This is a genomic window from Streptomyces sp. NPDC037054, from assembly GCF_055606745.1.
In genome coordinates this window covers 74,466-97,521 of the sequence record NZ_JBVJSJ010000012.1, presented here as the reverse complement: position 1 = coordinate 97,521, position 23,056 = coordinate 74,466, and the positions used below count along the sequence as shown (strand labels likewise).

Below are 23,056 nucleotides of genomic sequence, written 5' to 3'. Positions count from 1 at the left end.
CCCGCTTCTGCGGCCATCGAGTCCTCCCCCGCGCCTCGAAGCCAGTGCGCGAAAGGGTTACCGGCCGTGTACGAGATGCGGTCGTTGCGCACCGACGCCGAACGGGACGAGGCCGCGGCCCTCGTCCAGGACCGTCAGCGCTGGCTCGCCATGCGCGGGGTGCCTACACCCGCCCGGTCCGATATCCCGGCCCTGTTCCGCGCCCCGCAGATGAAACCGGCTGGACTGTTCGAGGACGGGCTGCTGCTGGCCTGCATGATCCCGCAACGCGGGCCCGACCTCGGATGGGGCGAAGGCCCGTGCCTCTTCCTGGACTGCGTCCACACCCTGCCCGGTCACTCCGATGACACCGTCCGGCTGATCACTCTTTGGGCCTCCGACTTCGCCGCCCGGCTCGAGGTACCGCTCGTGCGGGCCGAGGCCATGGCCCGCCATCCTCTCGACGTCGATCCGATCGCCACATTCCTTCGTCGGCTCACCGACATGGGCTGGGACGTCCGTGGATCGGGCACCGGACAGCACCATGAGCGAGTCGCGCGCCTCGAACTCACCGCTGAGCTTCGGCCTGGGCTGAGCGCGCTCATCGGCTGCCAGGTCCACGAGCCGCAGTCCGCCGCCGACCAGCGGAGTATCGCGTGAGGACCGCGGAACCGCTGCGGCCGGACCTCGCCCGCGAACTCATCGCCCGCGCCGCACAGTCGGCAGCACGCCGGGCCAGACGCGTACGCAACCAGCTCGACGCCGTCCACCTCGGCCAGGACCGTCACGCTGAGCACGCCGACACCAAAGTGCTGCGCCGCATCCTGGCCGAACATGACTGGCCCGGCCACCGTCTCGTGGGCCCCGACGCAGCACGTGCCGCCTGGAGCATCGCTCTTCACGCCGACGACGAACCCGACTTCCAGCGGGCGGCCACCACCCTTTTGAAACGTGCGGTCCAGGACGGCGATGCGCGCATCCAGCACTGGGCCCACCTTCACGACCGCGCCCTGGTCAACAGCGGGCGCCCCCAAGAGTTCGGGACGCAACTCGTCCTCAGCGCAGCAGGGGTGGAGCTGTGCCCACTGCGGGCGCCGCAGTTGCTGGACCAGCGAAGGGCCGCCGTCGGACTGCCGCCGATCGCCGTCGCTTTGGACACTGTGCGCCGCCGGTACGCCCTGGATCGCATTGTCGGCGGCTCACCGGCCGTCGTGCTAGCGGGGGTCGCATGACGCAGCGAGCCCCGCAGGCTTCCACAGACCCGCCCTCGCCCCATATCACTTTGCGTGAAAGGACCGTTAAAGCATGAAGCTCACCACCGCCGTTCTCGCTGCCGGCGGCGCGGTTTCCCTCGCCACCGTCGTGGTCGGAGCCGCCCGGCTGAGGCAGGACGCGCGGCACCAGGCCGAACGAAATGAGGCGACCGTCGCGCGCAACCAACTCGACTGGCTGACGCAGATGTCCGCCAACCCTGACCTCGCCAAGCTCTGGACGCCCGAGGACCTGGACGTCGAGGAGTACATGCAGCTGCTGAAGGCCAACCAGCTCATCTGCATGCCCAGCCTGCGCGACCGCCTCGGCTTCGTCCGGGAGGGGCGTCTGCCGTTCTACGCCTCGAAGCTGATGGAGAGGGACGTCTGCCGGCGGTACTGGGCCCGTTTCGGGGGCCTCCGCGCTCAGGAGGCCGAGGGCGATGAGCGCGCCGAGCACTTCACCAAGGTGCTGGACAAGGCCGCGAAGAACCACCTGGGGGCACAGCGCGTAGCCGCCTGAAGAGGCGGCTGCCCCACCCCGCCCGAATCAGCCACACCCTCACCTCTCGGAGAAATCGAATGGGCTTCACTGCTGTTCCACTACCGCCCGGCATTTTCACCATCGGTAAGAAGTTCGCCTTCGAGGCTGGCCATCGGCTTCCCCGGCTGCCGCATGAGCACAAGTGCTCCCGCCAGCACGGGCACAGCTACGAGGTTGAGGTCATCCTCACTGCATCCGCGCTGGAGGATCCCGGCTTTGTCACGGACTTCGGTGCGCTCGCCCCGTTCAAGTCGTTCCTGGACACCGAGCTCGACCACCACAACTTGCACGAGATCCTGCCCTTCGAGCCCACCTCGGAGCGCCTGGCCCAGTTCCTGGCCGGCTGGTTCGTTCAGAACCTCCAATCGGAGATCCCCGGCCGCCTTGTCGCCGTCCTGGTCCGCGAGACCGCAAGCAGCTGGGCCCGCTTCGATGTGGTGGGCCAATGACCACAACCAAGCGGCTCAACCTCGAACCGGAAGCTGCCGAAGGCGAATCCCTGATCGTCGCGGAGTGCTTCGGTACCGAGGTGCCGACGTTTCAGGGCGAGGGCCCAAGCTGCGGACACCCGGCCCTGTTCATCCGCCTGTCCCGGTGCAACCTCACTTGCACGAGATGCGACACGAAGTACACCTGGGACTGGTCTCGGTTCGACCCGCACGAGGAGTCGACGAGGCAATCCGTCGCGGGCCTGGTGGCCTGGGCCACGTCTTCACCGGTCGAGCTGGTCGTGATCACCGGCGGCGAGCCGTTGATCCAGCAGGCGCGACTGGTGCCTCTCGTCCGGGGACTGATAGCAGCCGGCAAGCGGATCGAGTGCGAGACGAACGGCACCATCGCGCCCACTCCCGAGCTGGTGGCCGACGGGGTCCGGTTCAACGTCTCGCCCAAGCTTGCCAGCTTCGGCGTGAAGGAGACCAAGAGCATCGTGCCAGCCGCGCTGGAGGCGTTTGTGGCCTCCGGGCGGGCGGCGTTCAAGTTCGTCGCTTCCACGGTGGACGACCTCGACCGGATCGCCGAGCTGGCCGACGCCCACCGGCTCGCGCCGGTGTGGGTGATGCCGGAGGGCACCACCCCCGAGGTGATCACCGCGACTACCCGGGTCCTCGCGGACGGGGTCGCGGCCCGGCACTGGCACTTCACCACCCGCCTTCACGTGTTGGCCTTCGCGGACGCCCGAGGCCGCTGACCGCACGCGACTCCACGCCCCATCCGTTCCCCAGTCCCCGGAAACGAGAGACGCCCATGACGACCTCTATCGCCAGCCCTGCGGCGGCGCCGACCGCTGCCGTCGCCGGGCCCGCTGCGGTCATCGACACCGGCCGGGTCGCCGGCCTGATCCACCAGCTCTTGGTCGAGCTGGGCGAGAACCCCGCCCGCGAGGGGCTGACCGGCACCCCGGACCGCGTCGCGGCCTGGTGGAGAGCCTTCCTGTCCCCGGACGGCGCCGAAACGGCCACCTGCTTCACCGAGTCCCAGCTGGGTGGTCAGCTGGTCATCGTGGGCGGCATGAGCGTGTGGTCGCTCTGCGAGCACCACATGCTGCCCATGAACTTGCAGGTCACGGCTGGATACGTGCCGGATGGCGAGGTGGTGGGCCTTTCGAAGTTCGGGCGGATCGCCCAGCACTTCGCCGGCCGACTGCAGGTCCAGGAACGCTTCACCCGCCAGGTCGCCGAATACCTCAACGGCGTGATCGGACACGAGAACATCGCCGTCGCCGTACGCGGCGTGCACCTGTGCATGAGCATGCGGGGCGTACGGATGGAGGAGGCTCGCACCACCACGGTGCACTCGGGCGGGCGCTTCGGCACCGACCCCGTCCTTTCCCAGCAGTTCCTCACCCTCACCACCGGCCTGTGGGGGGCGTCGTGATCACCACCGCGGGCATCGACTTCTCCGTCATCGCTCCGCCTGCCTACCTGAAGAACTTCGTCGCCCAGGAGCCGGCCCGCGTCCACCACGTGGCCGCCCAGCACGTGCTGTCCGACGAGAGCTACCGGGCCTTCTTCGCTCACGAGGCCGAGCGCGGCGCCGAGATCATCATCGACAACGGGCTCTTCGACCTCGGCTACGCCCTGCCGGCGGAAAGCCTCGTCGAAGCCGCGCTGGCGGTATCCGCGAGGGAGATCATCCTGCCGGACGTCATGCGGGACGGGGCCGCGACCTTGAAGGCGAGCGAGAAGGCCGCGCGAGAGATCCGGAAGCTGTCCGGCGACGCATTCCGGCTGTGCGCGGTCCTGCACGCCGCTGACGACGACGAGTGGCTGCGCACCTACGACGCCTTCGTGACCAGCGGCTGGGCCTGGGCCATCGCCCTGCCGGCCTCGCGTCGACCGGATCCCGACGAGCAACTGTGCCGCACCCGCTGGTTGGCGACCGCCTACCTGCAGGATCGCGGCCTGGTCGACGATCTGCTCATCTACCGGCTGCTCGGTCTGGGCCGGACCGGGCACCTGGAGCTGATCGAGCAGCGCGAGCACGAGTGGATCTCCTCCGTGGACGGCGCAGCCCCGGTCATCCTCGGCGCGATGGGCGTCGCCCTGCTGCCCGAAGGGCCATACGAGAAGTCCTCCACGCCCCGCATCGAGAAGCTCGGCCCGATCCCCGAAGACCGGTTCGATCTCATCCGGAAGAACATCTCCGTCGTTCGCGCGGCGGCCGGCAGCACCGTGACGATCGCCGAGGAGCACCGATGACGCCCTTACTCGCCGACCCGACCTCCGGACTCCTGCGCGCCGCCCCGATCGAGCCGGCCGGGCACACTATGACCCACGCGAGGCTGCTGCGCTACCTGGAGATCAAGGTCCACCACCTCATCCAGGACCAGGACTGGGACAGCATCCGCGTCATCGGCGGCTACGACCGCACGGCCGTGATCTCCCGGTACGAGAAGACCGGGAAGCTGTTCAACATCGAACGGCCCACCGCAGAGATCCACGGCCGTGACCTCATCGTCAAGGCGTTCCCCGGAGCCGACTACGTCCAGCACTACGCCCTGATCATCGCCACGTATCTGGCCATGACCGGCCGCCCCGTCGGCACCGTCACCTATCAGCCGCCCGAGCAGGAGGAGTGCCGAACGGCGCTCGACGCGCTCGACCTGGAACTGGACGGCGACCTGGTGATCGTCGGCTGGGGCCTTCAGTACCTCGCTCCCGAGAACGGAGTGTGGACCCGCGGACCCGGCTACGCCTGGCAGCGCCTCGACGTCGCCGGCCGTCGCGTGGTCTACCTCGGGTTCCTCCACAGCATCTGGGGAGACGTGGCCGGACGGGTCGTCGCGCGCCTTGCCGAACTCGGCGCAGGCGATGTCGTCTACGTCGGCAAGGTCGGCTCGCTGACCCCCGGCGTCGAACCGAACGCCTGGCTGGCGACCGGCAACACCAGCCTGGTACGCGGGGCGCTGGTGAGCTGGGACGACTTCTTCGGCGACTACGCCGCCGCCCACGATGGGGTGCGCAGCGGCCTGCACGTGTCCTCCCCGTCGATCCTGCTGGAGAACCGCGACTGGCTGGCCCAGCACACCGCCTCGTACGCCTTCGTCGACCCGGAGATCGGCCCCATGGGGGCGGCGGCGCGCCAGGCGGGGATCAGATTCGGTTACCTCCACGTCATTTCCAACAACCTCGCCACCCACTATCCCGCCGACCTGTCCAATGAGCGTCACAGCGACGTCCTGCGCCAGCGCGCCGTCCTGGTGGACCGCATCCGCACCATCATCACCGGCCGCCTGACCGCCAGCCCGACCCACCCCCTGGGAGAATCCCGATGACGGCGAACGCGCCGACCACCACCGCAGCCGGGAAGCTGATCACCTTCGTCGGTGGTGACGGGGCCGGCAAGTCCACCCTCGCCGCCCGCCTGCACCAGGCCCTCAACGACGCCGGCCACACGGCAGTCCTCATCGGCAAGCACAGCACCGACGTCCGCCGGGACCCGGAGCTGTCCGCCTACCTCGACCGCCTCAACGAGCTGGTCTACCGGCGCGACGCCGGCGTCGCCCAGGCATGCGGCGACCACTACTGGCTGCTTGCCCTGGCCTCCTGGTACACCCTGCAGGACCGGCTCGTCATCCAGCCGGCCCTCGCCGCGGGAACCCACGTGATCCTCGACAACGCGCACCACAAGATCCTCGCTCGGTACGCGGTCAACCCCGAGGTCTCCCCCCGCCTGTGCGAGCAGATCTTCGCGCATCTCACAAAGCCGGACCTGGTGTTCTTCCTGAACATCGGTGCCCGCGAGGCTCTCGTCCGCAAAGGCTCGTTCACTTCCTTGGAGGCCGGCCACGCCGGCGGCGGTGACGAGGACTTCATCCGCTACCAGGACACCGTCCTGGACCAGATGCGCGAACAGGCGGAGCGCGGCGCCTGGCTGACGCTGGACGTCGCCCAGTTGGACCGAGACCAGGTCTTCAAGGCCGCCGCCGCTGCCCTGGCCGACCGTCTGCGCCTGACCGTCTAAACCGGCCCTCCCTCCCCGATCGACAAGGAACGCACCATGGACCAGGCCCTGCCCGCCAGCGGGACATACGTCTGTCACGGCATCACCTGGGCGAGCGCAGACCCCCGTCTTCTGCTCGCCCCCGTGACCGGCGGACCACTCGTCTACGCCCCGGTCATGGGCAGGCGCCTGAGTTACCAGGTGAGCGGTACCGGCCGGTGGTGCACCGGCCGGTACCGGTTCGCCGACCGCGTCCGCGTCGAGGCGGTCGCCTGCCCTGACCGGGCCCCGGCCGAGGCCGGCGGACAGTGCCCGGCCTGCGCTGGGCGGGACGACTTCCGCTTCGCCCACCGGTTCCACTCCGGCGGGCATGTTCCCGACGCCCTGGCGGCGTACATGGCCCAGCCGCACTGGCTGTACCTGGCGACGTTCGCCGACGGCACCACCAAGATCGGCACCGCGGCCGAACCCCGTAAGCGCTCCCGCCTCGACGAACAGGGTGCCCTGATCGCTACCTACCTCGCCCGGAGTGCTGACGGCCGCGCCGTGCGGTTCCTGGAGGATGCCCTTACCCGCCACCTCGGCCTGACGCAGACCGTGCGAGCCGCGGCCAAGCTGACGGCCCTGGCCGAGCTGCGCGACCTCACCCCGACCGGTGCCGCGCACCAGCGGCACCTCGACCGCGCCACCGAGGCCCTGAGCGGCCTGAACGTCCCGGCCACACCGGAGCCGTGGACGCCGCCCAGCGAAGGCGACCTGCTGCGGACGCCGGAGACCGGGCGCGCCTTGTACCCGCACGACCCACGCTCCGGTGAGCACGGGCTGACGGTGCTCTCCTGCCTCGGCTCCCAGGTCCTCGCCACCCTCGACGGCGACGGTGAACAACTGCCCTACCTGCTCGACCTCGGCACCCTCAAGGGTCGGCGCATCGTCCTCGGCGCACAGTTCTCCTCACCGCCCGCCGCCGTACAGTCCGCGCTCTTTTGACCCTGCCCGAACGCCCGGCCTGCACTGCCGGGCCGCCCTGAGAAGCGAGGCCACACAACATGGCACCCCAGGACGCCATCCTCGGCTGGGACGAGGACAGCAACGCCGAGGCGTACGACGCCTTCACCCGCGCCCACCCCATGTACGACGCGACCAGCCGCGACCTTGCCCGCCGAGGTCATCTGGCCAACGCCAGCCTGGTGGTCGACCTGTGCGGCGGCGCCGGCGCGACCGCCCGCGCGATCCTCGACCTGATCCCGGCCCGCGCCCGGGTCGTCTCCGTCGACAACGCCGCCGCGATGCAGCGCGTCGGCCGCCGCACCCTGACAGACGCCCGCCTGACCTGGATCACTGCCCCGGCCGAACGGCTCGCCGACCACCTGCACGCCAGCAGCGCCGACGCCGTGGTGTGCAACTCCGCGATCTGGAAGACCGACACCACCGCAGTGTTCGCGGCCGTCGCCCACATCCTGCGCCCAGGCGGGCGCTTCGTCTTCAACATCGGCGGTGGCTTCGCCGGCGTCCGGCACCCCGACGAACTGTCCACCCGCACCGGACCTACCCTGAACGCCCTCATCCGCCAAGTCGCCGCTGAGACCCACGGATACACCCCACCGCCGCGCGACGCGGACAGGCCGCCGAAGCTGCCGCTGAAAACCGTCACCGAGCAGCTGACTTCAGCCGGACTGACGGTCGTCGGCACAGAGGTCACCGCCCAGCACAGCACCATGGCCGAGAAGAAGGCGTGGCTGTCCATCCCCATCTTCGCGCGGCCCGAGGGCGGCTTCACCCACGCCCAGCGGATGCAGATCCTCGACACCGCCTACGCCATGACAACCCCCGACGCCCCGGCCGTGACTAGCTGGCTCGTCGTCGTCGCCCAACGGCCGGAGGCCACCGCATGACCCCGGCCGCCCCGGCTCCCGACGGCGGGGCCCCCCTCTGTGACCACGCAAGCGTCGGGGTACTGATCTCCTCCCCGAGCGGTCTGCTGGTCTTCGAGCGGGCGATTCCTCCGGCCGGAATCGCCCCGGTCGCCGGCCACGTCGACGAGCATGGCGGCCCCGAGCAGGCCGCCCGCGACGAAGTCACCGAAGAGGTCGGTCTTACCGTCACCCACCTGCACCTGCTGCTGGACCAGTGGCGGCCCAACCACTGCCACCGCACGCCCAGCGGTCCGGTCGGCCACCACTGGTGGATCTTCCAGGCCGAGGTATCCGGGTCGCTGTGCCCCTCGCCCCGGGAGGTCCGCACCCCTCAGTGGATCCACCCGGCCCAGCTGCAGCAGCACGCGCTGCGGACCGCCGCGCACGCCAACGGATGCCTGGACCGTGAGGAGTTCGAGCGTGAACCCGGCCTGGAGCCGGTGTGGTGCCGCTTCCTGCACGACCTTGAGCTCGTCACCCTGCCCTCGGCCGACCTCGAGCGGATCGAGGCCATCCTGTGAACGGCGGCCAGGGGCCTGCCTCAGCGGGAGCCGACCGCCCGGCCCGCTGCCAGACGGCGAGCGTGCGCACGGATCCGCTCGCGGTCCTCGGGGAAGACGCTGTCCCAGCCTGTGTCCAGACGGAACCATGCCGCCGGCTGGTTCTGCTCCCCGGCGAGCGGAACGTCGCGTCCGACGATCGCCGCGTAGGACAGGCCCAGCGTCGGAGTCCAGTCGGCCCGGTAGGAACGCACCGCCACGGCTGCGGGCTCGGGCAGCAGCTCGCAGCGCAGGCCGGTCTCCTCCAGCAGCTCTCGTGCCGCCGCCGCCCGCGGCGCCTCGCCCGGCTCCACCTTGCCGCCTGGCGGCACCCATCCGCGCACGCGGTGCTTGACCAGCAGGACGTGCTCGAAAGCAGGGTCGGTGACCCACACCTCGGCCGCCAACGGCTCCATGGGATGCCGGCGGGCTTCCTCCAGCCAGGCCCGTGCACCGTCGAACTCCCATGCGGCGAGGCGGGCATCCGCAACAGCCTCGTCCAAAATCACCTGACCGACTTCACCATGACTCACCCGCCCCACCCTAGGCCGACAAACCGGCCGGACGTCGCAGCGACGAGCAGGCAGCCATCCGGGGATGTCCGGCCGACCCGGTGGCCCCTTCGGGCTGCAGGGCGATCACCCGTGGCACCCGCTTCACACGAAGGAGACCAGCGTGCCCGATGAGCAGCCCTCGGACCGGGGAGCCTGGGTCGTCCTCGGCGGCGTCCACCTCCTCAACCGCACCGCGCCACGGCGACCAGACGATCCGATCGTGCTCGTACGGGTGCCACCGCAGGAGGTATGCCGACCGGCCACCACCGTGATCGTCCGCTGGAACGCGCTGGGGCCCTGCCCGGCCGAAGCGCTGCACCCCGGCGGCACCCGGCTCGGGGCGGCCAGGATCGACGGCGGCGAACTGTTCCCCGACGCCATCGCCGGCCCCGCCCTGCGCGGCCTGGTCGGCACCGAGGCCGCCCCCGGCCTGGTGCCGCTGTGCTACCTGGCCGAACACCCCGGCGGCGGCTACCACGCGTACGCGCAGATCCGCTTCCACCCCGAGGACGCCTGCTTCGTCCGCACCACCCGGGACCCAGTAGGCCACGGCCCGGTCGAGGAACTGCGCTGGTTCGACCCCGTGCTGACGGCGCACGCAGAGTCGAGCACGGCGCTCAACAACCATCTGCGGTACTTCCGCAAGCACTTCTCCGGCACCGAGCTGGAGATCAAGTACACCCTCGACCCGGCACCGGACATCTGGTCCGCGTCCATGGAACTGCTCAAGGCCCTGCGCGACGGCAAGCTGGAAGGCTGCCGTCCGGAGTACCGGGAAGAGTTCCAGATCCACCACACCGAGAACCATCTGTTCGACGTCACCGGCCCCGAGCCCGAGATCGGCTACGCCTCCTTCATCCCCACCGTCACCGCCGGGCACGTGCTCAAGCGAAAGTGGTTCACCGAGGACGCCTTCGCCCGCCGCGAGGAACTCACCCCTGGCCTCGACATCACCCCCGACCGCTTCGAGACGTTCCTGCGCGAAGACCTGAACCTCCAGGTCCGGGCCATGCCGCCCTTCCAGCGCGTCCGCTACGACATCCAGTGCGAGTCGCTGCGCACCGGACACGGCACAGGCCGAGGTACCGCGGCGGCTGAGCCAGTCTCCGGAATGCTCCCTGTGCCCGTTTCAACGGTCGGGTACGGTCGCGGCTCCCGCCAAGGACCCTTGGCGACGGCCCATGGGAAGGGACTGCTTCAGCCGCCGACGTCGGTGGGGCATAAGATCTGGCTGCTGGGACGGCTATTTAACACACGTGTTCGCTTGCTGACGGGGCCGCTCGGGCATGATGGGGAGGTGCCATCGGCGCCTTGTCCGGAGGGAGCGGGGATGACGGACGGTCCGGCAGAGGAACGCAAGAGCGGTCCGGCGGCACCTCAGTTGCGGCTGGATGAGCTGCTGGAGGGTCTGCAGGCGCAGATCGCGCAGGTGCGTGCGACCCGGGACCGGGTGCACACGCTGTTGGACGCGGTCCTCGCCATCGGCTCCGATCTGGATCTCGACGTGGTGCTGCGGCGCATCACCGAATCCGCCGTGACCCTGGTGGACGCCCAGTACGGGGCGCTGGGGGTGGTGGGCGCGGAAGGGCGGATCCGGCAGTTCATCACGGTCGGCATGGACGAGGAGACCATCGGAGCGATCGGCCACTATCCCGAGGGGCAGGGCATCCTGGGACTGCTGATCCGCGAGCCGGAGCCCCTTCGCCTGGCCGACCTGGGCCGGCACCCCGCCTCGGTGGGCTTCCCTGAGGGGCACCCGCCGATGACGACCTTCCTGGGTGCGCCGGTGCGCGTGCGCGACCAGGTCTTCGGCAACCTGTATCTGACCGACAAGCGCGGCGGGGCGCAGTTCGACGCCGAGGATGAGGCGGTGCTGCGTACGCTCGCGGCTGCGGCCGGCGTCGCGATCGACAACGCCCGCCTGTACGAGGACTCCCGCCGCAGGGAGCAGTGGCTGGCGGCCAGCAGCGAACTGACCCGGAGCCTGTTGTCGGGCACTGACCCGGACCAGGTCCTGCACCGGGTCGCCACCACCGTCAGGCGGCTGGCGGGCGCGGACCTGGTGACCCTGGCAGTGCCGTTCGAGGGCGGCGACGAGCTGGTGATCGAGGCCGCCGACGGCGAAGGTGCCGAGCAGGTGCACGGGCTGGTGCTGCCGGCCACCACACTGGCCGCGAAGGTCTACCACTCCAACCAGCGCATCACCAGCGGCGCGCTGTCCGGCGAGGAGCAGGCCGGGGGCGGTTCCGCGGCACAGATCGACCTGGGGCCCGGATTCTTGCTCCCGTTGGGGGGCGGCGAGCGCGCCCGCGGGGTCCTGCAGGTCGCCAACCTGAGCGGCGGCCCAGAGTTCTCCGACGCCACCATGGCCATGATCGACGGCTTCGCCGACCAGGCCGCTCTGGCCCTGGAGATCGCCGAGCACCGACGCGAAGCCGAGCAGCTGATGGTTCTCTCCGACCGCGACCGCATCGCCCGCGACCTGCACGACCTGGCCATCCAGCGGCTGTTCGCCTCCGGGCTGACCCTGAACTCGGTCCTCGGCCGCATCTCCGACCGGCCGCAGGTGGCCGAGCGCGTCCAGCGTGTCGTCGACGACCTCGACGACACCATCAAGACCGTGCGGGGCACGATCTACGCACTGCGCGAGCGCGACCGCTCCGACGGGCGCGGCGGACTGCGCGCGAAGCTGCTGGCCGAGACCGACCAGGCCGCCCGGACGCTGGGCTTCGCTCCTGCCCTGCGCATGACCGGTCTGCTCGATACCGACGTGCCCGCCGACCATGCCGAGCAGCTGGTCGCGGTGGTGCGGGAGACGCTGTCGAACACTGCCCGGCACGCGCAGGCCACCTCCGTGGAGGTCACCGCCGAGACGGACGGCACCCGGGTGCGGTTGCGTGTTGCCGACAACGGAGTCGGCGTCGACCCTGCGGTTACCCGCCGCAGCGGTCTGGACAACCTCCGCCGACGCGCCGCCGACCTCGGCGGCAGCTTCGCCCTCTCCCCGAATGAGCCCACCGGCACCGTCGCCGAATGGACGGTTCCCCTTCCCCCACGGACAGAAGCCTGAGCCCCTTTGCCGGTGCCTGTCGTGCCGACGAAGGCACCTTCGGTATCGGGCAGACGAGGACACGCGACGTGCGCGTCGGCCCGAGGGTGGCCCAGTTCGGGTAGTACACCCCGGGTTGGACCCGGTGTTGTCGGCGCATCCGTGCGTGGGGATCCAGGCGCTGAGGCATCGCAGGCCCTGGCCATCGCCGGGCAACCGCCGTGCCGCCTCAGGAGAGCGATATACCTCACGGTGCACAGAGTCGGGTCGACGAGCGCGGGCAGGCAGTGCGGCAACCCGCGTTGGTCGCAGCCTCATTGCCCTGCGGCCCAGCCTAATCTCGGTCGCCGGCCCCCTCGTGGTGATCAAGCCCTTGTGCGCGCGGCCCTTGTGCTGTCCCTGGGAGGGGCGAGCCGGACCGCTCGACGCGGCAGCAGGCTGCCGGACGCGAGGGCGGTCAGCCGACCGACGACCACGGTGTTGACCAGTCGACGGGGGATGCACAACTCACCCGCGCTCAGCGGCCGTTACCGTCCGGGCAGTTGCGTCGGGCGGGACCCGGGGCGCCCGCTGGTCCTCCCTGCCGGTGCCCGTTTGGCCCCATCGTGGGGGCCTGTTGCCTCGCGCCGGGGGCCGTCTCCTTCCGTCACCGTGGAGGCGAAAGCTCCCCCTGGTTCGGCTGAGCCCACTGAGGCAAGCCGGACTCCACCTACCGGATGGCGATGATGAGCCCCTTCCAGGACACCGAAGGAACACGAGCCAGGCCGGCGCCGGCCCCTGCTCCGGCCAGGACCGCCACGGCGGTGCGGCGGGCGCGGGTGTGGACGGCGTTGAAGTGGATCATTCCGGTCGCGGCGGGCCTGATCGTGTATGTGCTGCCGCAGCCGGAGGGAATCAAGTCCGGCGGCTGGGCGGTGCTGGCCATCTTCGTCGGCACCGTGCTCGGTCTGATCCTGCAACCGCTGCCGCTCGGCGCGGTCGCACTGGTCGGCCTTACGGTCACCATGATCACGGGAACACTGGAGCCGGATGTCGCGCTCGGCGGGTTCTCCGAGCCGACGATCTGGCTGATCGTCGCGGCGTTCTTCATCTCCCTGGGCTTCACCAAGACCGGGCTGGGCCGGCGGATCGCGCTGCTGTTCGTCCGTGTGCTGGGCCGCAGCAGCCTCGGCCTCGCCTACGGCATCACACTGACCGACCTGGTGCTGGCGCCGGCCACGCCCAGCAACACCGCCCGCTCCGGCGGCGTCATCCACCCCGTCATCCGCTCGCTCAGCACCAACGCCGGCTCGCACCCCGGCGACGAGTCCCGCCGCAGGCTCGGCGCCTACCTGACCGTGACCGCGATGCAGATCAACACGGTCACCAGCGCCATGTTCCTGACCTCCATGGCCGCCAACCCCCTGGTGCAGAAGCTCGCCGCCGACCACGGCATCCACCTCACCTGGACCTTCTGGGCACTCGCGGCGATCGTCCCCGGGCTGGTGGCGCTGCTGGTGCTCCCCGCGCTGCTGCACCGCGTCTTCCCGCCGGGCGTGCGCAAGACGCCCGAGGCCCCGGGCCAGGCCCGCGCCCAGCTCTCCGAACTCGGATCGATGTCCCGTCAGGAGTGGACGATGGCGGGCGTCTTCGTCTTGCTGCTCCTGTTGTGGTCGGCCGGCGGCCAGGTCTGGGACCTGTCGGCCACCGTCTCCGCCTTCACCGGCGTGGCCCTGCTGCTCGTCACCGGGGTCCTGACCTGGGGCGACCTGGTGGCTGAGAAGGCGGCCTGGACCACGCTGGTGTGGTTCTCCGTCCTGGTGATGATGGCCGGTCAGCTCCAGCAGCTCGGCGTCATCGGCTGGTTCAGCGACAGCATCACCGACGCCACCTCCGGGGTGGGCTGGCAGACGGCGTTCGTGATCCTGACGCTGGTCTATCTCTTCTCCCACTACCTGTTCGCCTCGAACACTGCCCATGTGGCCGCGATGTACGCCGCCTTCCTCGCGGCAGCCGTCGCCACCGGCGCCCCGCCGGTGCTGGCCGCCCTGGTGCTCGGCTTCATCAGCTCGCTGTACGGCGGCCTGACCCACTACGCCTCCGGCCCGGCTCCCGTGCTCTTCGGCGGCGGCTATGTCACCCTCGGCGAATGGTGGCGCACCGGGCTGATCGCCGCCGGCGCCAATATCGTCATCTGGATGGGCGTAGGCGGCCTGTGGCTGAAGGTCCTCGGCCACTGGTGAGCCGCGCTGAGAGGGAGCCCGCTGAGAGGGGCTGCGGCCCGGTCCTCACGGACCGGACCTGCGTGCTGCCAGGCGCGGGCGGGTATCTCCATGAGCACACGCAGGAAAGCTGTCGTCGCGTCGGCTGACGCTGTGCGGGGTTCTGGAACGCGTGAGCCACTTGGGACACAAGGGCCAGGGACAGACCGACCCGTCCTGACCTCAAACCACCCCCCGCCCCCGTCCTCACCTGCGGCGCCATCGCCGGTGCGTCTCGCCCTCGGATGCGTGGACCGCAGGTGCGGAGTTCGCGGTTACACGTGTGCGGGACTCGGGGAGGCTTCGCGTACACGCACCGCGCCTGATCAGGCAGGACACCAGTGCGGTGATAGCAAGAGTCAGGCGCGGGTCCATGAGCGGCTGCATGCCCTCACCACCGCCGGCACGTCGACGAGCACAGCGGGGGCATGGTGCAGATGGCGATCATACGGACACGGGTCCTGGCGGAGACCTCGTCACAGGTATGGATCGCGGTCAGCGGCGCCCTCGTCACCGCCACCCGGCACCCCCTGCACCAGCGGCTCCGTTCCCACGCCGACCAGGGGCACAGCGCATTCTTTCTCGACCTGCGAGAGCTGGAATGCGGCGACGGGATCACCGCCGAGGAGGTGCGCGAGGTGTTTGCGCTCGGTCCCCGGGTGCGGTTCCACCTGATCGGTGCTCCGGCCCTGATTCGCCGGGGGCTCGCAGGGGACACGCGCGCCAGTCTGCACTCCGGCGTGATTTCCGCGTGGGAAGCGTGGGCCTGACCCTCGGCCTCCCCGGGCGTGGCGGCCACTTGAGTCGATGAAGGCGCTGGCCGGCCATCCGGGGAAACCCGGCGCGCGGCCCTGCTGGTGTCCGCTCACCGTCGGCCCAGTGTCACCGCACGTCCAGGTGGCGACCGCTCATGAACCCGTGCGTTCCCAGCCTCGATGCGGGGCCCGGGCGCCGAGTTGGACGTCGCGGCTGCGGTAGACGATGTAGGGGCGGGTCAGATAGCCCAGCGGCGCGGTGAGCATGTGGACGAGCCGGGTGAAGGGCCAGGCGGCGAACAGCAGCAGGGCACTGATCGCGTGGAGCTTGAACAGCACCGGGGCGCCGGACATCAGGTCCGGGTCGGGCTGGAAGTAGAAGATGGAGCGGAACCAGGGGGAGATGGTCTCGCGGTAGTCGTATCCCCCGCCGACGACGTTCGCGGCCACCGTCGCGGACAGGCCCAGCACGATGGTCGCCGTCAGGGAGACGTACATGGCCTTGTCGTTGCGGGTGGTGGCCGAGAACACCGGGCCGACGGTGCGGCGGCGGTAGATCAGGATGGCCAGGCCGCCCAGCGTGGCGACGCCAGCGATGGTGCCGAGGACGACCGCGCCGATGTGGTACGTGTGCTCGCTGATCCCGGCGGCTTCGGTCCAGCTCTTGGGGATGATCAGTCCGCCGATGTGGCCGAGGAGCACGACGAGGATGCCGAAGTGGAACAGCGGGCTGCCGATGCGCAGCAGCCGGTTCTCGTAGAGCTGGGAGGAGCGGGTGGTCCAGCCGAACTTGTCGTAGCGGTAGCGCCACATGTGGCCGAGGATGAAGATCGCGAGGGCGACGTAGGGCAGGGCGACCCACAGCAGGATGGCGCCGGTGCCTGCCTCCGCCGCCAGGGTGAGGGGCTGCGCGGGTGCGGTCATCGGGGACCTCCTACGACGGGGTCGGGCAGGAACACGGGGGCTGACACGGGTGATGGCATGGGGGGCGCGTACGGGTCGAGGCCGACCTGTTCCTCGGGCGGGCCCTGGGCGGCCAGACGCATGACGGCCTCGCGGTCGTCGCCGGCCAGGGCGGGCAGGGTGGCGGAGACGGAGTCCAGGATGTGGGCCCAGGGAGAGGCGTCGTCGTTCAGGGCGAGCCGCAGGAGTTCCAGGCCGGCCCGGTGTTCGGTGAGCAGGCCCGCTCCCGTCGCCGGGTCGGTCGCGGCGAACTCGAGAACCACGGCGAGGTGGTCGGGCAGTTCGTCGTCACCCAGGCGCCATCCGGCCGCGGCGTAGGTCTGCTTCAGCCGCAGCAGGCCGAGGCCGCGCTTGCGGGTGTCGCCGTGGGCGTAGTAGGTCAGGTAGAGGCAGCAGCGTTTGCGGTGGTCGAAGGTGGCCACGTAGGCGGCGGCCAGGTCGGCGGGGTCGGTCTGCTGCGCGTGGGCGGTGAAGCGGAGCAGGGGGCGGGCGACCGGTTCGGGCATGGTGGTGGCGACCCGGCCGGCCAGGGCCAGGTACTGCGCGAAGCTCTCGTCGGGGTAGGCGAGCAGCAGCGACTGCGCCTGCCACGCGTCGGCGTGCCAGGGCTGGGTGCGGGTGGTGCGCGAGGTCTTCCGTTTCATGGCTTCGGTTCCACCTCCCCGTCGCGGTCCGCGCCGTTGGCGTTGTCGGCCGGCCTGTCTGGGAACAGGCCGGGTGGGGAGCTCTTGCCGTCCCAGTTGAGGAGGTTGACCCGGGTGGCCTTGTCGGTGGGGGTGGCCGGGGTGTCGGCGGTCTGCCGGTCGCGCAAGGCGTGGAAGTTCTCCACCGCGATGGGCGCGGCGCCGCCGGAGGTCTCCCCGAAGGGTCCGGAGCCGCCCATGCCGGGGCCGCCTTCGTAGTCGAGGCTGCATTCGGTGGCGAGTTCTTCGAGCTTGTGGGCCTGTTCGGCGTGGGCGGGAGGGATGACGTAGCGCTCGTCGTACTTGGCCAGCGCCAGCAGCCGGTACATGTCGTACACCTGCTCCCCGGTCATCCCGACAGCCTCGGGGATGGCGTCGTTCGGCTCGCGGCCGAGGTTGATGTCGCGCATGTACGCGCGCATCGCGGCCAGGCGGCGCAGCACCGCGTCCACCGGTGCCGGGTCGCCGGCGGTGAACAGTTGGGCGAGATAGTCGACGGGGATGCGCAGGGCGTCGACGGCGGCGAAGAGGGTGCGGTGGTTCTCGGCGTCCTGTCCGGTGTCGCGGACGGCGTCGACCACCGGGGACAGCGGCGGGATGTACCAGACCATCGGCATCGTCCGGTACTCCGGGTGCAGCGGCAGGGCCACCTTGAAGGTGTTGATCAGTGCGTGGATCGGGGAGCGCTGGGCGGCCTCGATCCAGTCCCGGGGGATGCCCGCCTTCTCCGCCTCGCGAACAACCTCCGGATCATTGGGGTCGAGGAAGACGCCTCGCTGGGCTTCGTAGAGGTCCTTGTCGTCCGGGGTGGAGGCGGCTTCGAGTACCTTGTCGGCGTCGTAGAGGACGAGGCCGATGTAGCGCAGCCGGCCGACACAGGTCTCGGAGCAGACGGTGGGCAGGCCGACCTCGACGCGCGGGAAGCAGAAGGTGCACTTCTCGGCCTTGCCGGTGCGGTGGTTGAAGTACACCTTCTTGTACGGGCAGCCCGTGACGCACATGCGCCAGCCCCGGCAGCGGTCCTGGTCGACCAGGACGATGCCGTCCTCCTCCCGCTTGTAGATGGCGCCGGAGGGGCAGGACGCCGCGCAGGACGGGTTGAGACAGTGCTCGCAGATCCGCGGCAGGTAGAACATGAAGGTCTGCTCGAACTCGAACTTGATCTTCTCCGAGACCTGGTTAAGCAGCACGTCCTGCTCGCTGGTCGCAGCCGATCCGCCGAGGTCGTCGTCCCAGTTCGCCGACCAGGAGATCTTCATGTCCTTGCCGGAGATCAGGGACTTGGGGCGGGCGACCGGAGTGTGCTCCTGCAGCGGGGCGTTGGTGAGCGTCTCGTAGTCGTAGGTCCACGGCTCGTAGTAGTCGTCGAGGGACGGCAGGACCGGGTTGGAGAAGATCTGGATCAGCTTCTTGAACCGGCCGCCCGCCTTCAGCGCGAGGCGGCCCTTCTTGTTCAGCTCCCAGCCGCCGCGCCACTTCTCCTGGTCCTCGTAGCGGCGGGGGTAGCCCTGGCCGGGCCGGGTCTCGACGTTGTTGAACCACACGTACTCGACGCCGGTGCGGTTGGTCCATGCCTGCTTGCAGGTGACCGAGCACGTGTGGCAGCCGATGCACTTGTCGAGGTTCATCACCATCGCCATCTGAGCCATCACACGCATGTCAGTACTCCACGTCCTGGTTGGTGCGGCGGCGGATGACGGTGACCTCGTCGCGCTGGTTGCCGGTGGGGCCCAGGTAGTTGAAGGCGTAGGAGAGCTGGGCGTAGCCGCCGATGAGGTGGCTGGGTTTGATCAGCAGGCGGGTCAGGGAGTTGTGGATGCCGCCGCGCCGGCCGGTGGTCTCGGTGCGGGGCACGTCGATGAGGCGGTCCTGGGCGTGGTGCATGTAGACGGTGCCCTCGGGCATGCGGTGCGAGACGATGGCGCGGGCGGCGACCACGCCGTTGCGGTTGACGGCCTCGACCCAGTCGTTGTCGTGGACGCCGATCTTGGCCGCGTCCTGGGTGCTCATCCAGATGGTCGGGCCGCCCCTCGAGAGGGAGAGCATGAACAGGTTGTCCTGGTACTCGGAGTGGATCGACCATTTGTTGTGCGGGGTCAGGTAGCGCACGGTCACGCCGAGTTCGCCCGTGTCGCCGATGCGGGGCTCGCCGAAGAGCGCGTGCATGTTCAACGGCGGCCGGTAGACGGGCAGTTGCTCGCCGAGGGCGGTCATCCAGTCGTGGTCGAGGTAGAAGTGCTGGCGGCCGGTGAGGGTGTGCCAGGGCTTGAGGCGTTCGACGTTGATGGTGAACGGGGAATAGCGGCGGCCACCGGTCTCCGAGCCGGACCATTCCGGGGAGGTGATGACCGGCACCGGGGCGGCCTGGGTGTCGGCGAAGGTGATCTGCTTGCCCTCGTGCTCGGCGGCCAGGTCCGCCAGCTTTGTGCCGGTGCGGGCTTCGAGGGTGTGGAAGCCCTGGGTGGCGAGGTGGCCGTTGGTGGTGCCGGACAGGGCGAGGATCGCCTCGCAGGCGTGCGTGTCGCGGGCGATCGAGGGCCGCCCGTCGGCCGTGCCGCCGCGCACGGTGCCGTTCTTGTGCCGCAGGTACTCCAGCTCGCGGCCGACCTTGAAGGTGACGCCCTTGGTGGTGGCACCCAGGGTGTCCAGCAGCGGGCCGAGAGCACCCATCTTGTCGGCGACGGCGCCGTAGTCGCGTTCCACCGTCACCAGCTTCGGCATCGTGCGGCCGGGGACCGGCTCGCACTCCCCCGCCTTCCAGTCGAGCACCCGGCCGTGCGGGTTGGCCATCTCGTCCGGGGTGTCGTGCTGCAGCGCGGCGGCGACCACGTCCTTGCGGACGCCCAGGTGATCGGCGGCCTGGCGGCTGAACTCCTTGGCGATCGTGTGGAAGGCGTCCCAGTCGGTGCGGGTCTGCCACGGTGGGGCGATGGCCGGGTTGAAGGCGTGCACGAAGGGGTGCATGTCCGTGCTGGACAGGTCGTGCTTCTCGTACCAGGTGGCGGCGGGCAGGACGACATCGGAGAAGACGGTCGTGCTGGTCATGCGGAAGTCCAGGGTCAGCAGCAGGTCCAGCTTGCCCTCGGGCGCCTCCTCCCGCCACACCACCTCCCTGGGGCGGGCGTCCGGCGGCGCCTCGGTGGCCCGCACTGAGTGGTCGGTGCCGAGGAGGTGCTTGAGGAAGTACTCGTTGCCCTTGGCCGAGGAGCCCAGCAGATTGGCCCGCCAGATGGTCAGCACGCGCGGGAAGTTCTCGGGGGCGTCGGGGTCCTCGCCCGCGAACCGCAGCCGCCCCGCCTTCAGTTCGTCCACGACGTGCTCGGCGACCGGCCGGCCGGCGGCTTCGGCCTCGTCGGCCAGGTCCAGGGGGTTGCGGTCGAAGGTCGGATACGACGGCATCCAGCCCATCCGCGCCGACTGCGCGATGACATCCGCCGTGGTTTTCCCGGCGAACGGGCCGCCCGTGCCCGGGCCGGCCGCGGCGAGGGTGTCGGCGGAGAACGGGTCGTAGCGGAACTGGTCGGCGTGCAGGTACCAGTAGGCGGTCTGGATCATCTGCCGGGCCGGCCGGTTCCAGTCGCCGGCGGTCGCGATGGCCGAGTAGCCGGTGATCGGGCGGACCTTCTCCTGACCGACGTAGTGCGCCCAGCCGCCGCCGTTGACGCCCTGGCAGCCGGTCAGCGTGGTCAACGTCAGGAACGCGCGGTAGATGGTGTCGGAGTGGAACCAGTGGTTGGTGCCCGCCCCCATGATGATCATCGAACGGCCGCCGGACTCCTCGGCGTTGGCCGCGAACTCCCGGGCGATCCGGGCCGCCTTCCCGGCGTCCACTCCGGTGATCGCCGCCTGCCAGGCCGGGGTGTACGGCTCCTCCGCGTCCTCGTACGAGGACGGCCACCGGCCGGGCAGGCCGTCGCGGGCCACCCCGTACTGGGCGAGCAGGAGGTCGTACACCGTGGTCACCAGCCGCCCGGCGACCCGCTGGACCGGGACACCGCGCCGCAGGAGCGCCGCGCTGCCGTCGGGGGCGTCGAAGCGGGCCAGGTCGACGGCGACCGGCGCCTCCTCGCCGCCCTCGGCGGACAGCAACGGCTGGATGCCACCGAGGTCGAGGTTCCACTTGCCGGCGCCCGCCTCGCCGTAACGGTCGCCGAGCGTTCCGTTGGGCACCACCGGCCGGCCGGTGGCCGCGTCCAGCAGCACGGTGCGGAACTCCGCGTGCTCGGCCTCGGCGTGTTCGCCGCCCAGATCGGCGGCGGTCAGGAACTTGCCCGGCGTGAAGGTGCCCGGCTCGCCCTCAGCCTCGTCGAGGGCGACCAGGAAGGGCAGGTCCGTGTACTTCGTGACGTAGTCGGTGAACTGCGGCGTGGTCCGGTCGACGAAGAACTCCTTGAGGATCACGTGTCCCATGGCCATGGCGAGGGCCCCGTCGGTGCCGGGCTGGGCGGCAAGCCATTCGTCGGCGAACTTGACGTTGTCCGCGTAGTCCGGGGACACGGCGACGACCTTCTGGCCGCGGTAGCGGGCCTCCGCCATCCAGTGCGCGTCCGGCGTGCGGGTGACCGGCAGGTTGGAGCCCCACATGATCAGGTAGCCGGCGTCCCACCAGTCCCCCGACTCCGGTACGTCGGTCTGGTCGCCGAAGACCTGGGGCGAGGCGACCGGCAGGTCGGCGTACCAGTCGTAGAACGACAGCATCGCCCCGCCGAGCAGCGAGTAGAAGCGGGCTCCGGCGGCGTGCGAGACCATCGACATCGCCGGGATCGGGGAGAACCCGGCCAGCCGGTCGGGCCCGTACTCCTTGATGGTGTGCACGTGCGCGGCGGCGACCATCTCCACCGCCTCGTCCCAGCTCGCCCGCACCAGGCCGCCCTTACCGCGTGCCCGCTTGTAGCGGCGGGCCCGGTCGGGGTCGGAGACGATGTCCGCCCAGGCCGCCACCGGGTCGCCGAGGCGTGCCTTGGCCTCCCGGTACATCTGCAGCAGCACGCCACGCACGTACGGGTAGCGCACCCGGGTGGGCGAGTAGGTGTACCAGGAGAAGGCCGCCCCGCGCGGGCAGCCGCGCGGCTCGTACTCCGGACTGTCCGGGCCGACCGAGGGGTAGTCGGTCTGCTGCGCCTCCCAGGTGATGATGCCGTCCTTGACGTACACCTTCCACGAGCACGAGCCGGTGCAGTTCACGCCGTGGGTGGAGCGCACCACCTTGTCGTGCGACCAGCGGTCCCGGTAGAAATCGTCCGCCTGCCGCCCGCCGGCCTTGTGCAGGGTGCGCAGGTCGTCGGAGACCTCCGCCCGGGTGAAGAACCGGCGACTTCGTACCAGGGCCTGCGCCAGCTCGCCGTCCATGCCCGCCTGTGCCCGTTCCCGACTGGTCTCCGTGCTCACCGTGCCACTCCGCCCCGGGCGCATCGGCCCGTTCGAGTCGTGATCAAGTCCGGCCGCACACGACTCTATGGCCGCCGTCCCCCGAAAGGTCAACCGTCACACCGCAATCAGGCAAAACACGGCTGATGGAGATCGTCTGCGCGCCGAAGCGGTTACCCGGGTTCCGCAGGACCATACCGACGTTCCCGTGTCCGGCCGGATGGTCCGGTCGGGCACGGGAACGGTCGGGTTGGAGTTGGAGCGGCTTCTCACCCGGTTGCGGCCGTCAGGCGGCAGGCCGGGACAGGGCGCTGCCCGCTTCGGCGCGCACCGCCTCCACGGCTTCCCACTGCTCGGTAGACAGGGTCGCCAGCGAGGCGGGGAAGACGCCGTCCTGCTCCTTGAGGATGTGGTCACGCAACAGGGCGAGCACCTCCAGCAGCCGGTCGGGCCAGGTGGGATCCGCCGGAACGCCGTCCGCGGCCTCGGCCAGCACCGTCTCGATGCTGCGGTGTTCGGCCTCCAGGACGGCGATGTGGTCGGGGAACTCCAGGGCCATCGCGGGGAACAGCCCGTGCTCCTCCACCTGGGTGTGCGGGACCAGGACGGTGGTGATGCGGCGGGCGAGTCCGGCCATGCCGGCGAGGTCGCCGTCGCGTCGGGCGTCGCGCACGTGGCTGATGAGGGTGACGACTTCGTCGTGTTCGCGGGTCAGCTCGTCGATCGTCGCCACGGACTGACAGCCGCAGTATTCGCACATCGAAGGACTCCGGTTTC

The 23,056-nt window shown here is 70.2% G+C and carries 21 protein-coding genes; 15 read left to right on the top strand and 6 right to left on the bottom strand.

Features of this window, described 5'->3' with window-relative positions; genetic code table 11:
- The first annotated feature begins 66 nt into the window (after positions 1-66).
- The 12 genes from ACZ7D7_RS26245 to ACZ7D7_RS26190 all read left to right on the top strand — a co-directional run bounded on the left by ACZ7D7_RS26245 (position 67) and on the right by ACZ7D7_RS26190 (position 8,650).
- Entirely contained in the window at positions 67-639 is a 573-nt protein-coding gene (locus ACZ7D7_RS26245; RefSeq protein WP_470827390.1) for a hypothetical protein, read from the top strand.
- Positions 636-1,211 carry a DUF6624 domain-containing protein gene (locus ACZ7D7_RS26240; RefSeq protein ID WP_176119292.1) on the top strand — a complete coding sequence of 192 codons (576 nt, stop codon included), beginning with the start codon at positions 636-638 and terminating at the stop codon, positions 1,209-1,211. The genes ACZ7D7_RS26245 and ACZ7D7_RS26240 overlap by 4 nt, the downstream gene beginning before the upstream one ends.
- Before the next feature lie 73 nt (positions 1,212-1,284).
- The gene (locus tag ACZ7D7_RS26235) at positions 1,285-1,752 is read left to right on the top strand and encodes a DUF6082 family protein (RefSeq protein ID WP_470827389.1); all 468 of its coding nucleotides are present in this window, start codon (positions 1,285-1,287) and stop codon (positions 1,750-1,752) included.
- 59 nt (positions 1,753-1,811) lie between these two features.
- Positions 1,812-2,222, top strand: a complete 411-nt coding sequence (locus ACZ7D7_RS26230) for a 6-pyruvoyl trahydropterin synthase family protein (RefSeq protein ID WP_073948153.1) — start codon at positions 1,812-1,814, stop codon at positions 2,220-2,222.
- Entirely contained in the window at positions 2,219-2,962 is a 744-nt protein-coding gene (locus ACZ7D7_RS26225) for a 7-carboxy-7-deazaguanine synthase QueE (RefSeq protein ID WP_334540805.1), read from the top strand. The genes ACZ7D7_RS26230 and ACZ7D7_RS26225 overlap by 4 nt, the downstream gene beginning before the upstream one ends.
- 56 nt (positions 2,963-3,018) lie before the next feature.
- Positions 3,019-3,648, top strand: a complete 630-nt coding sequence (folE, locus tag ACZ7D7_RS26220; protein ID WP_334540804.1) for a GTP cyclohydrolase I — start codon at positions 3,019-3,021, stop codon at positions 3,646-3,648.
- Positions 3,645-4,472, top strand: a complete 828-nt coding sequence (locus ACZ7D7_RS26215) for a hypothetical protein (protein WP_470827388.1) — start codon at positions 3,645-3,647, stop codon at positions 4,470-4,472. Before folE ends, ACZ7D7_RS26215 begins: the two co-directional genes overlap by 4 nt.
- Complete coding sequence (locus tag ACZ7D7_RS26210) at positions 4,469-5,548, top strand: hypothetical protein (protein ID WP_470827386.1); 1,080 nt, start codon at positions 4,469-4,471, stop codon at positions 5,546-5,548. The genes ACZ7D7_RS26215 and ACZ7D7_RS26210 overlap by 4 nt, the downstream gene beginning before the upstream one ends.
- A complete protein-coding gene (locus ACZ7D7_RS26205) occupies positions 5,545-6,237 on the top strand; it encodes a dTMP kinase (protein WP_470827384.1) in 693 nt (230 codons plus the stop codon). Before ACZ7D7_RS26210 ends, ACZ7D7_RS26205 begins: the two co-directional genes overlap by 4 nt.
- A gap of 36 nt (positions 6,238-6,273) precedes the next feature.
- Positions 6,274-7,203 (top strand): DUF2797 domain-containing protein, encoded by a 930-nt coding sequence (locus ACZ7D7_RS26200; RefSeq protein WP_470827383.1) that lies wholly within the window; start codon positions 6,274-6,276, stop codon positions 7,201-7,203.
- 59 nt (positions 7,204-7,262) lie between these two features.
- Positions 7,263-8,108, top strand: coding sequence for a class I SAM-dependent methyltransferase (locus ACZ7D7_RS26195; protein ID WP_470827381.1), 846 nt, complete (start codon positions 7,263-7,265; stop codon positions 8,106-8,108).
- Positions 8,105-8,650 carry an NUDIX domain-containing protein gene (locus ACZ7D7_RS26190; protein ID WP_470827379.1) on the top strand — a complete coding sequence of 182 codons (546 nt, stop codon included), beginning with the start codon at positions 8,105-8,107 and terminating at the stop codon, positions 8,648-8,650. Before ACZ7D7_RS26195 ends, ACZ7D7_RS26190 begins: the two co-directional genes overlap by 4 nt.
- Positions 8,651-8,670: 20 nt before the next feature.
- Here the strand turns inward: ACZ7D7_RS26190 and ACZ7D7_RS26185 are convergent, their stop codons facing one another.
- Complete coding sequence (locus ACZ7D7_RS26185) at positions 8,671-9,201, bottom strand: NUDIX domain-containing protein (protein ID WP_259297237.1); 531 nt, start codon at positions 9,199-9,201, stop codon at positions 8,671-8,673.
- A 1,351-nt stretch (positions 9,202-10,552) separates the two neighbouring features.
- On the opposite strand from ACZ7D7_RS26185, the gene ACZ7D7_RS26180 reads away from it, so the two are divergent.
- The 3 genes from ACZ7D7_RS26180 to ACZ7D7_RS26170 all read left to right on the top strand — a co-directional run bounded on the left by ACZ7D7_RS26180 (position 10,553) and on the right by ACZ7D7_RS26170 (position 15,281).
- A complete protein-coding gene (locus ACZ7D7_RS26180) occupies positions 10,553-12,292 on the top strand; it encodes a sensor histidine kinase (RefSeq protein ID WP_470827625.1) in 1,740 nt (579 codons plus the stop codon).
- Positions 12,293-13,101: 809 nt separating this feature from the next.
- Complete coding sequence (locus ACZ7D7_RS26175; protein ID WP_470827378.1) at positions 13,102-14,493, top strand: DASS family sodium-coupled anion symporter; 1,392 nt, start codon at positions 13,102-13,104, stop codon at positions 14,491-14,493.
- A 446-nt stretch (positions 14,494-14,939) separates the two neighbouring features.
- Positions 14,940-15,281, top strand: a complete 342-nt coding sequence (locus ACZ7D7_RS26170) for a hypothetical protein (protein ID WP_470827377.1) — start codon at positions 14,940-14,942, stop codon at positions 15,279-15,281.
- 138 nt (positions 15,282-15,419) lie between these two features.
- Here ACZ7D7_RS26170 and narI read toward each other — a convergent pair whose 3' ends face one another.
- From narI to ACZ7D7_RS26145, 5 genes are all read right to left on the bottom strand, one after another.
- Positions 15,420-16,190, bottom strand: a complete 771-nt coding sequence (narI, locus tag ACZ7D7_RS26165; protein WP_470827376.1) for a respiratory nitrate reductase subunit gamma — start codon at positions 16,188-16,190, stop codon at positions 15,420-15,422.
- Complete coding sequence (gene narJ / locus ACZ7D7_RS26160) at positions 16,187-16,873, bottom strand: nitrate reductase molybdenum cofactor assembly chaperone (protein ID WP_470827375.1); 687 nt, start codon at positions 16,871-16,873, stop codon at positions 16,187-16,189. The genes narI and narJ overlap by 4 nt, the downstream gene beginning before the upstream one ends.
- The gene (gene narH / locus ACZ7D7_RS26155) at positions 16,870-18,570 is read right to left on the bottom strand and encodes a nitrate reductase subunit beta (RefSeq protein ID WP_470827373.1); all 1,701 of its coding nucleotides are present in this window, start codon (positions 18,568-18,570) and stop codon (positions 16,870-16,872) included. Before narH ends, narJ begins: the two co-directional genes overlap by 4 nt.
- 1 nt (position 18,571) lies before the next feature.
- Entirely contained in the window at positions 18,572-22,261 is a 3,690-nt protein-coding gene (locus ACZ7D7_RS26150) for a nitrate reductase subunit alpha (protein WP_470827624.1), read from the bottom strand.
- A gap of 304 nt (positions 22,262-22,565) precedes the next feature.
- Positions 22,566-23,039, bottom strand: coding sequence for a hemerythrin domain-containing protein (locus ACZ7D7_RS26145; RefSeq protein ID WP_470827372.1), 474 nt, complete (start codon positions 23,037-23,039; stop codon positions 22,566-22,568).
- Between the last annotated feature and the right edge of the window lie 17 nt (positions 23,040-23,056).

What these genes read in the sequence shown, in the direction of transcription:
- ACZ7D7_RS26235 (WP_470827389.1), top strand. Translation starts at nt 1,285, where the DNA reads ATGAAGCTCACCACCGCCGTTCTCGCTGCCGGCGGCGCGGTTTCCCTC.
- ACZ7D7_RS26230 (WP_073948153.1), top strand. Translation starts at nt 1,812, where the DNA reads ATGGGCTTCACTGCTGTTCCACTACCGCCCGGCATTTTCACCATCGGT.
- ACZ7D7_RS26225 (WP_334540805.1), top strand. Translation starts at nt 2,219, where the DNA reads ATGACCACAACCAAGCGGCTCAACCTCGAACCGGAAGCTGCCGAAGGC.
- folE (WP_334540804.1), top strand. Translation starts at nt 3,019, where the DNA reads ATGACGACCTCTATCGCCAGCCCTGCGGCGGCGCCGACCGCTGCCGTC.
- ACZ7D7_RS26210 (WP_470827386.1), top strand. Translation starts at nt 4,469, where the DNA reads ATGACGCCCTTACTCGCCGACCCGACCTCCGGACTCCTGCGCGCCGCC.
- ACZ7D7_RS26205 (WP_470827384.1), top strand. Translation starts at nt 5,545, where the DNA reads ATGACGGCGAACGCGCCGACCACCACCGCAGCCGGGAAGCTGATCACC.
- ACZ7D7_RS26200 (WP_470827383.1), top strand. Translation starts at nt 6,274, where the DNA reads ATGGACCAGGCCCTGCCCGCCAGCGGGACATACGTCTGTCACGGCATC.
- ACZ7D7_RS26195 (WP_470827381.1), top strand. Translation starts at nt 7,263, where the DNA reads ATGGCACCCCAGGACGCCATCCTCGGCTGGGACGAGGACAGCAACGCC.
- ACZ7D7_RS26190 (WP_470827379.1), top strand. Translation starts at nt 8,105, where the DNA reads ATGACCCCGGCCGCCCCGGCTCCCGACGGCGGGGCCCCCCTCTGTGAC.
- ACZ7D7_RS26180 (WP_470827625.1), top strand. Translation starts at nt 10,553, where the DNA reads ATGACGGACGGTCCGGCAGAGGAACGCAAGAGCGGTCCGGCGGCACCT.
- ACZ7D7_RS26170 (WP_470827377.1), top strand. Translation starts at nt 14,940, where the DNA reads ATGGTGCAGATGGCGATCATACGGACACGGGTCCTGGCGGAGACCTCG.
- narI (WP_470827376.1), bottom strand. Translation starts at nt 16,190, where the DNA reads ATGACCGCACCCGCGCAGCCCCTCACCCTGGCGGCGGAGGCAGGCACC.
- narJ (WP_470827375.1), bottom strand. Translation starts at nt 16,873, where the DNA reads ATGAAACGGAAGACCTCGCGCACCACCCGCACCCAGCCCTGGCACGCC.
- narH (WP_470827373.1), bottom strand. Translation starts at nt 18,570, where the DNA reads ATGCGTGTGATGGCTCAGATGGCGATGGTGATGAACCTCGACAAGTGC.
- ACZ7D7_RS26150 (WP_470827624.1), bottom strand. Translation starts at nt 22,261, where the DNA reads ATGGACGGCGAGCTGGCGCAGGCCCTGGTACGAAGTCGCCGGTTCTTC.
- ACZ7D7_RS26145 (WP_470827372.1), bottom strand. Translation starts at nt 23,039, where the DNA reads ATGTGCGAATACTGCGGCTGTCAGTCCGTGGCGACGATCGACGAGCTG.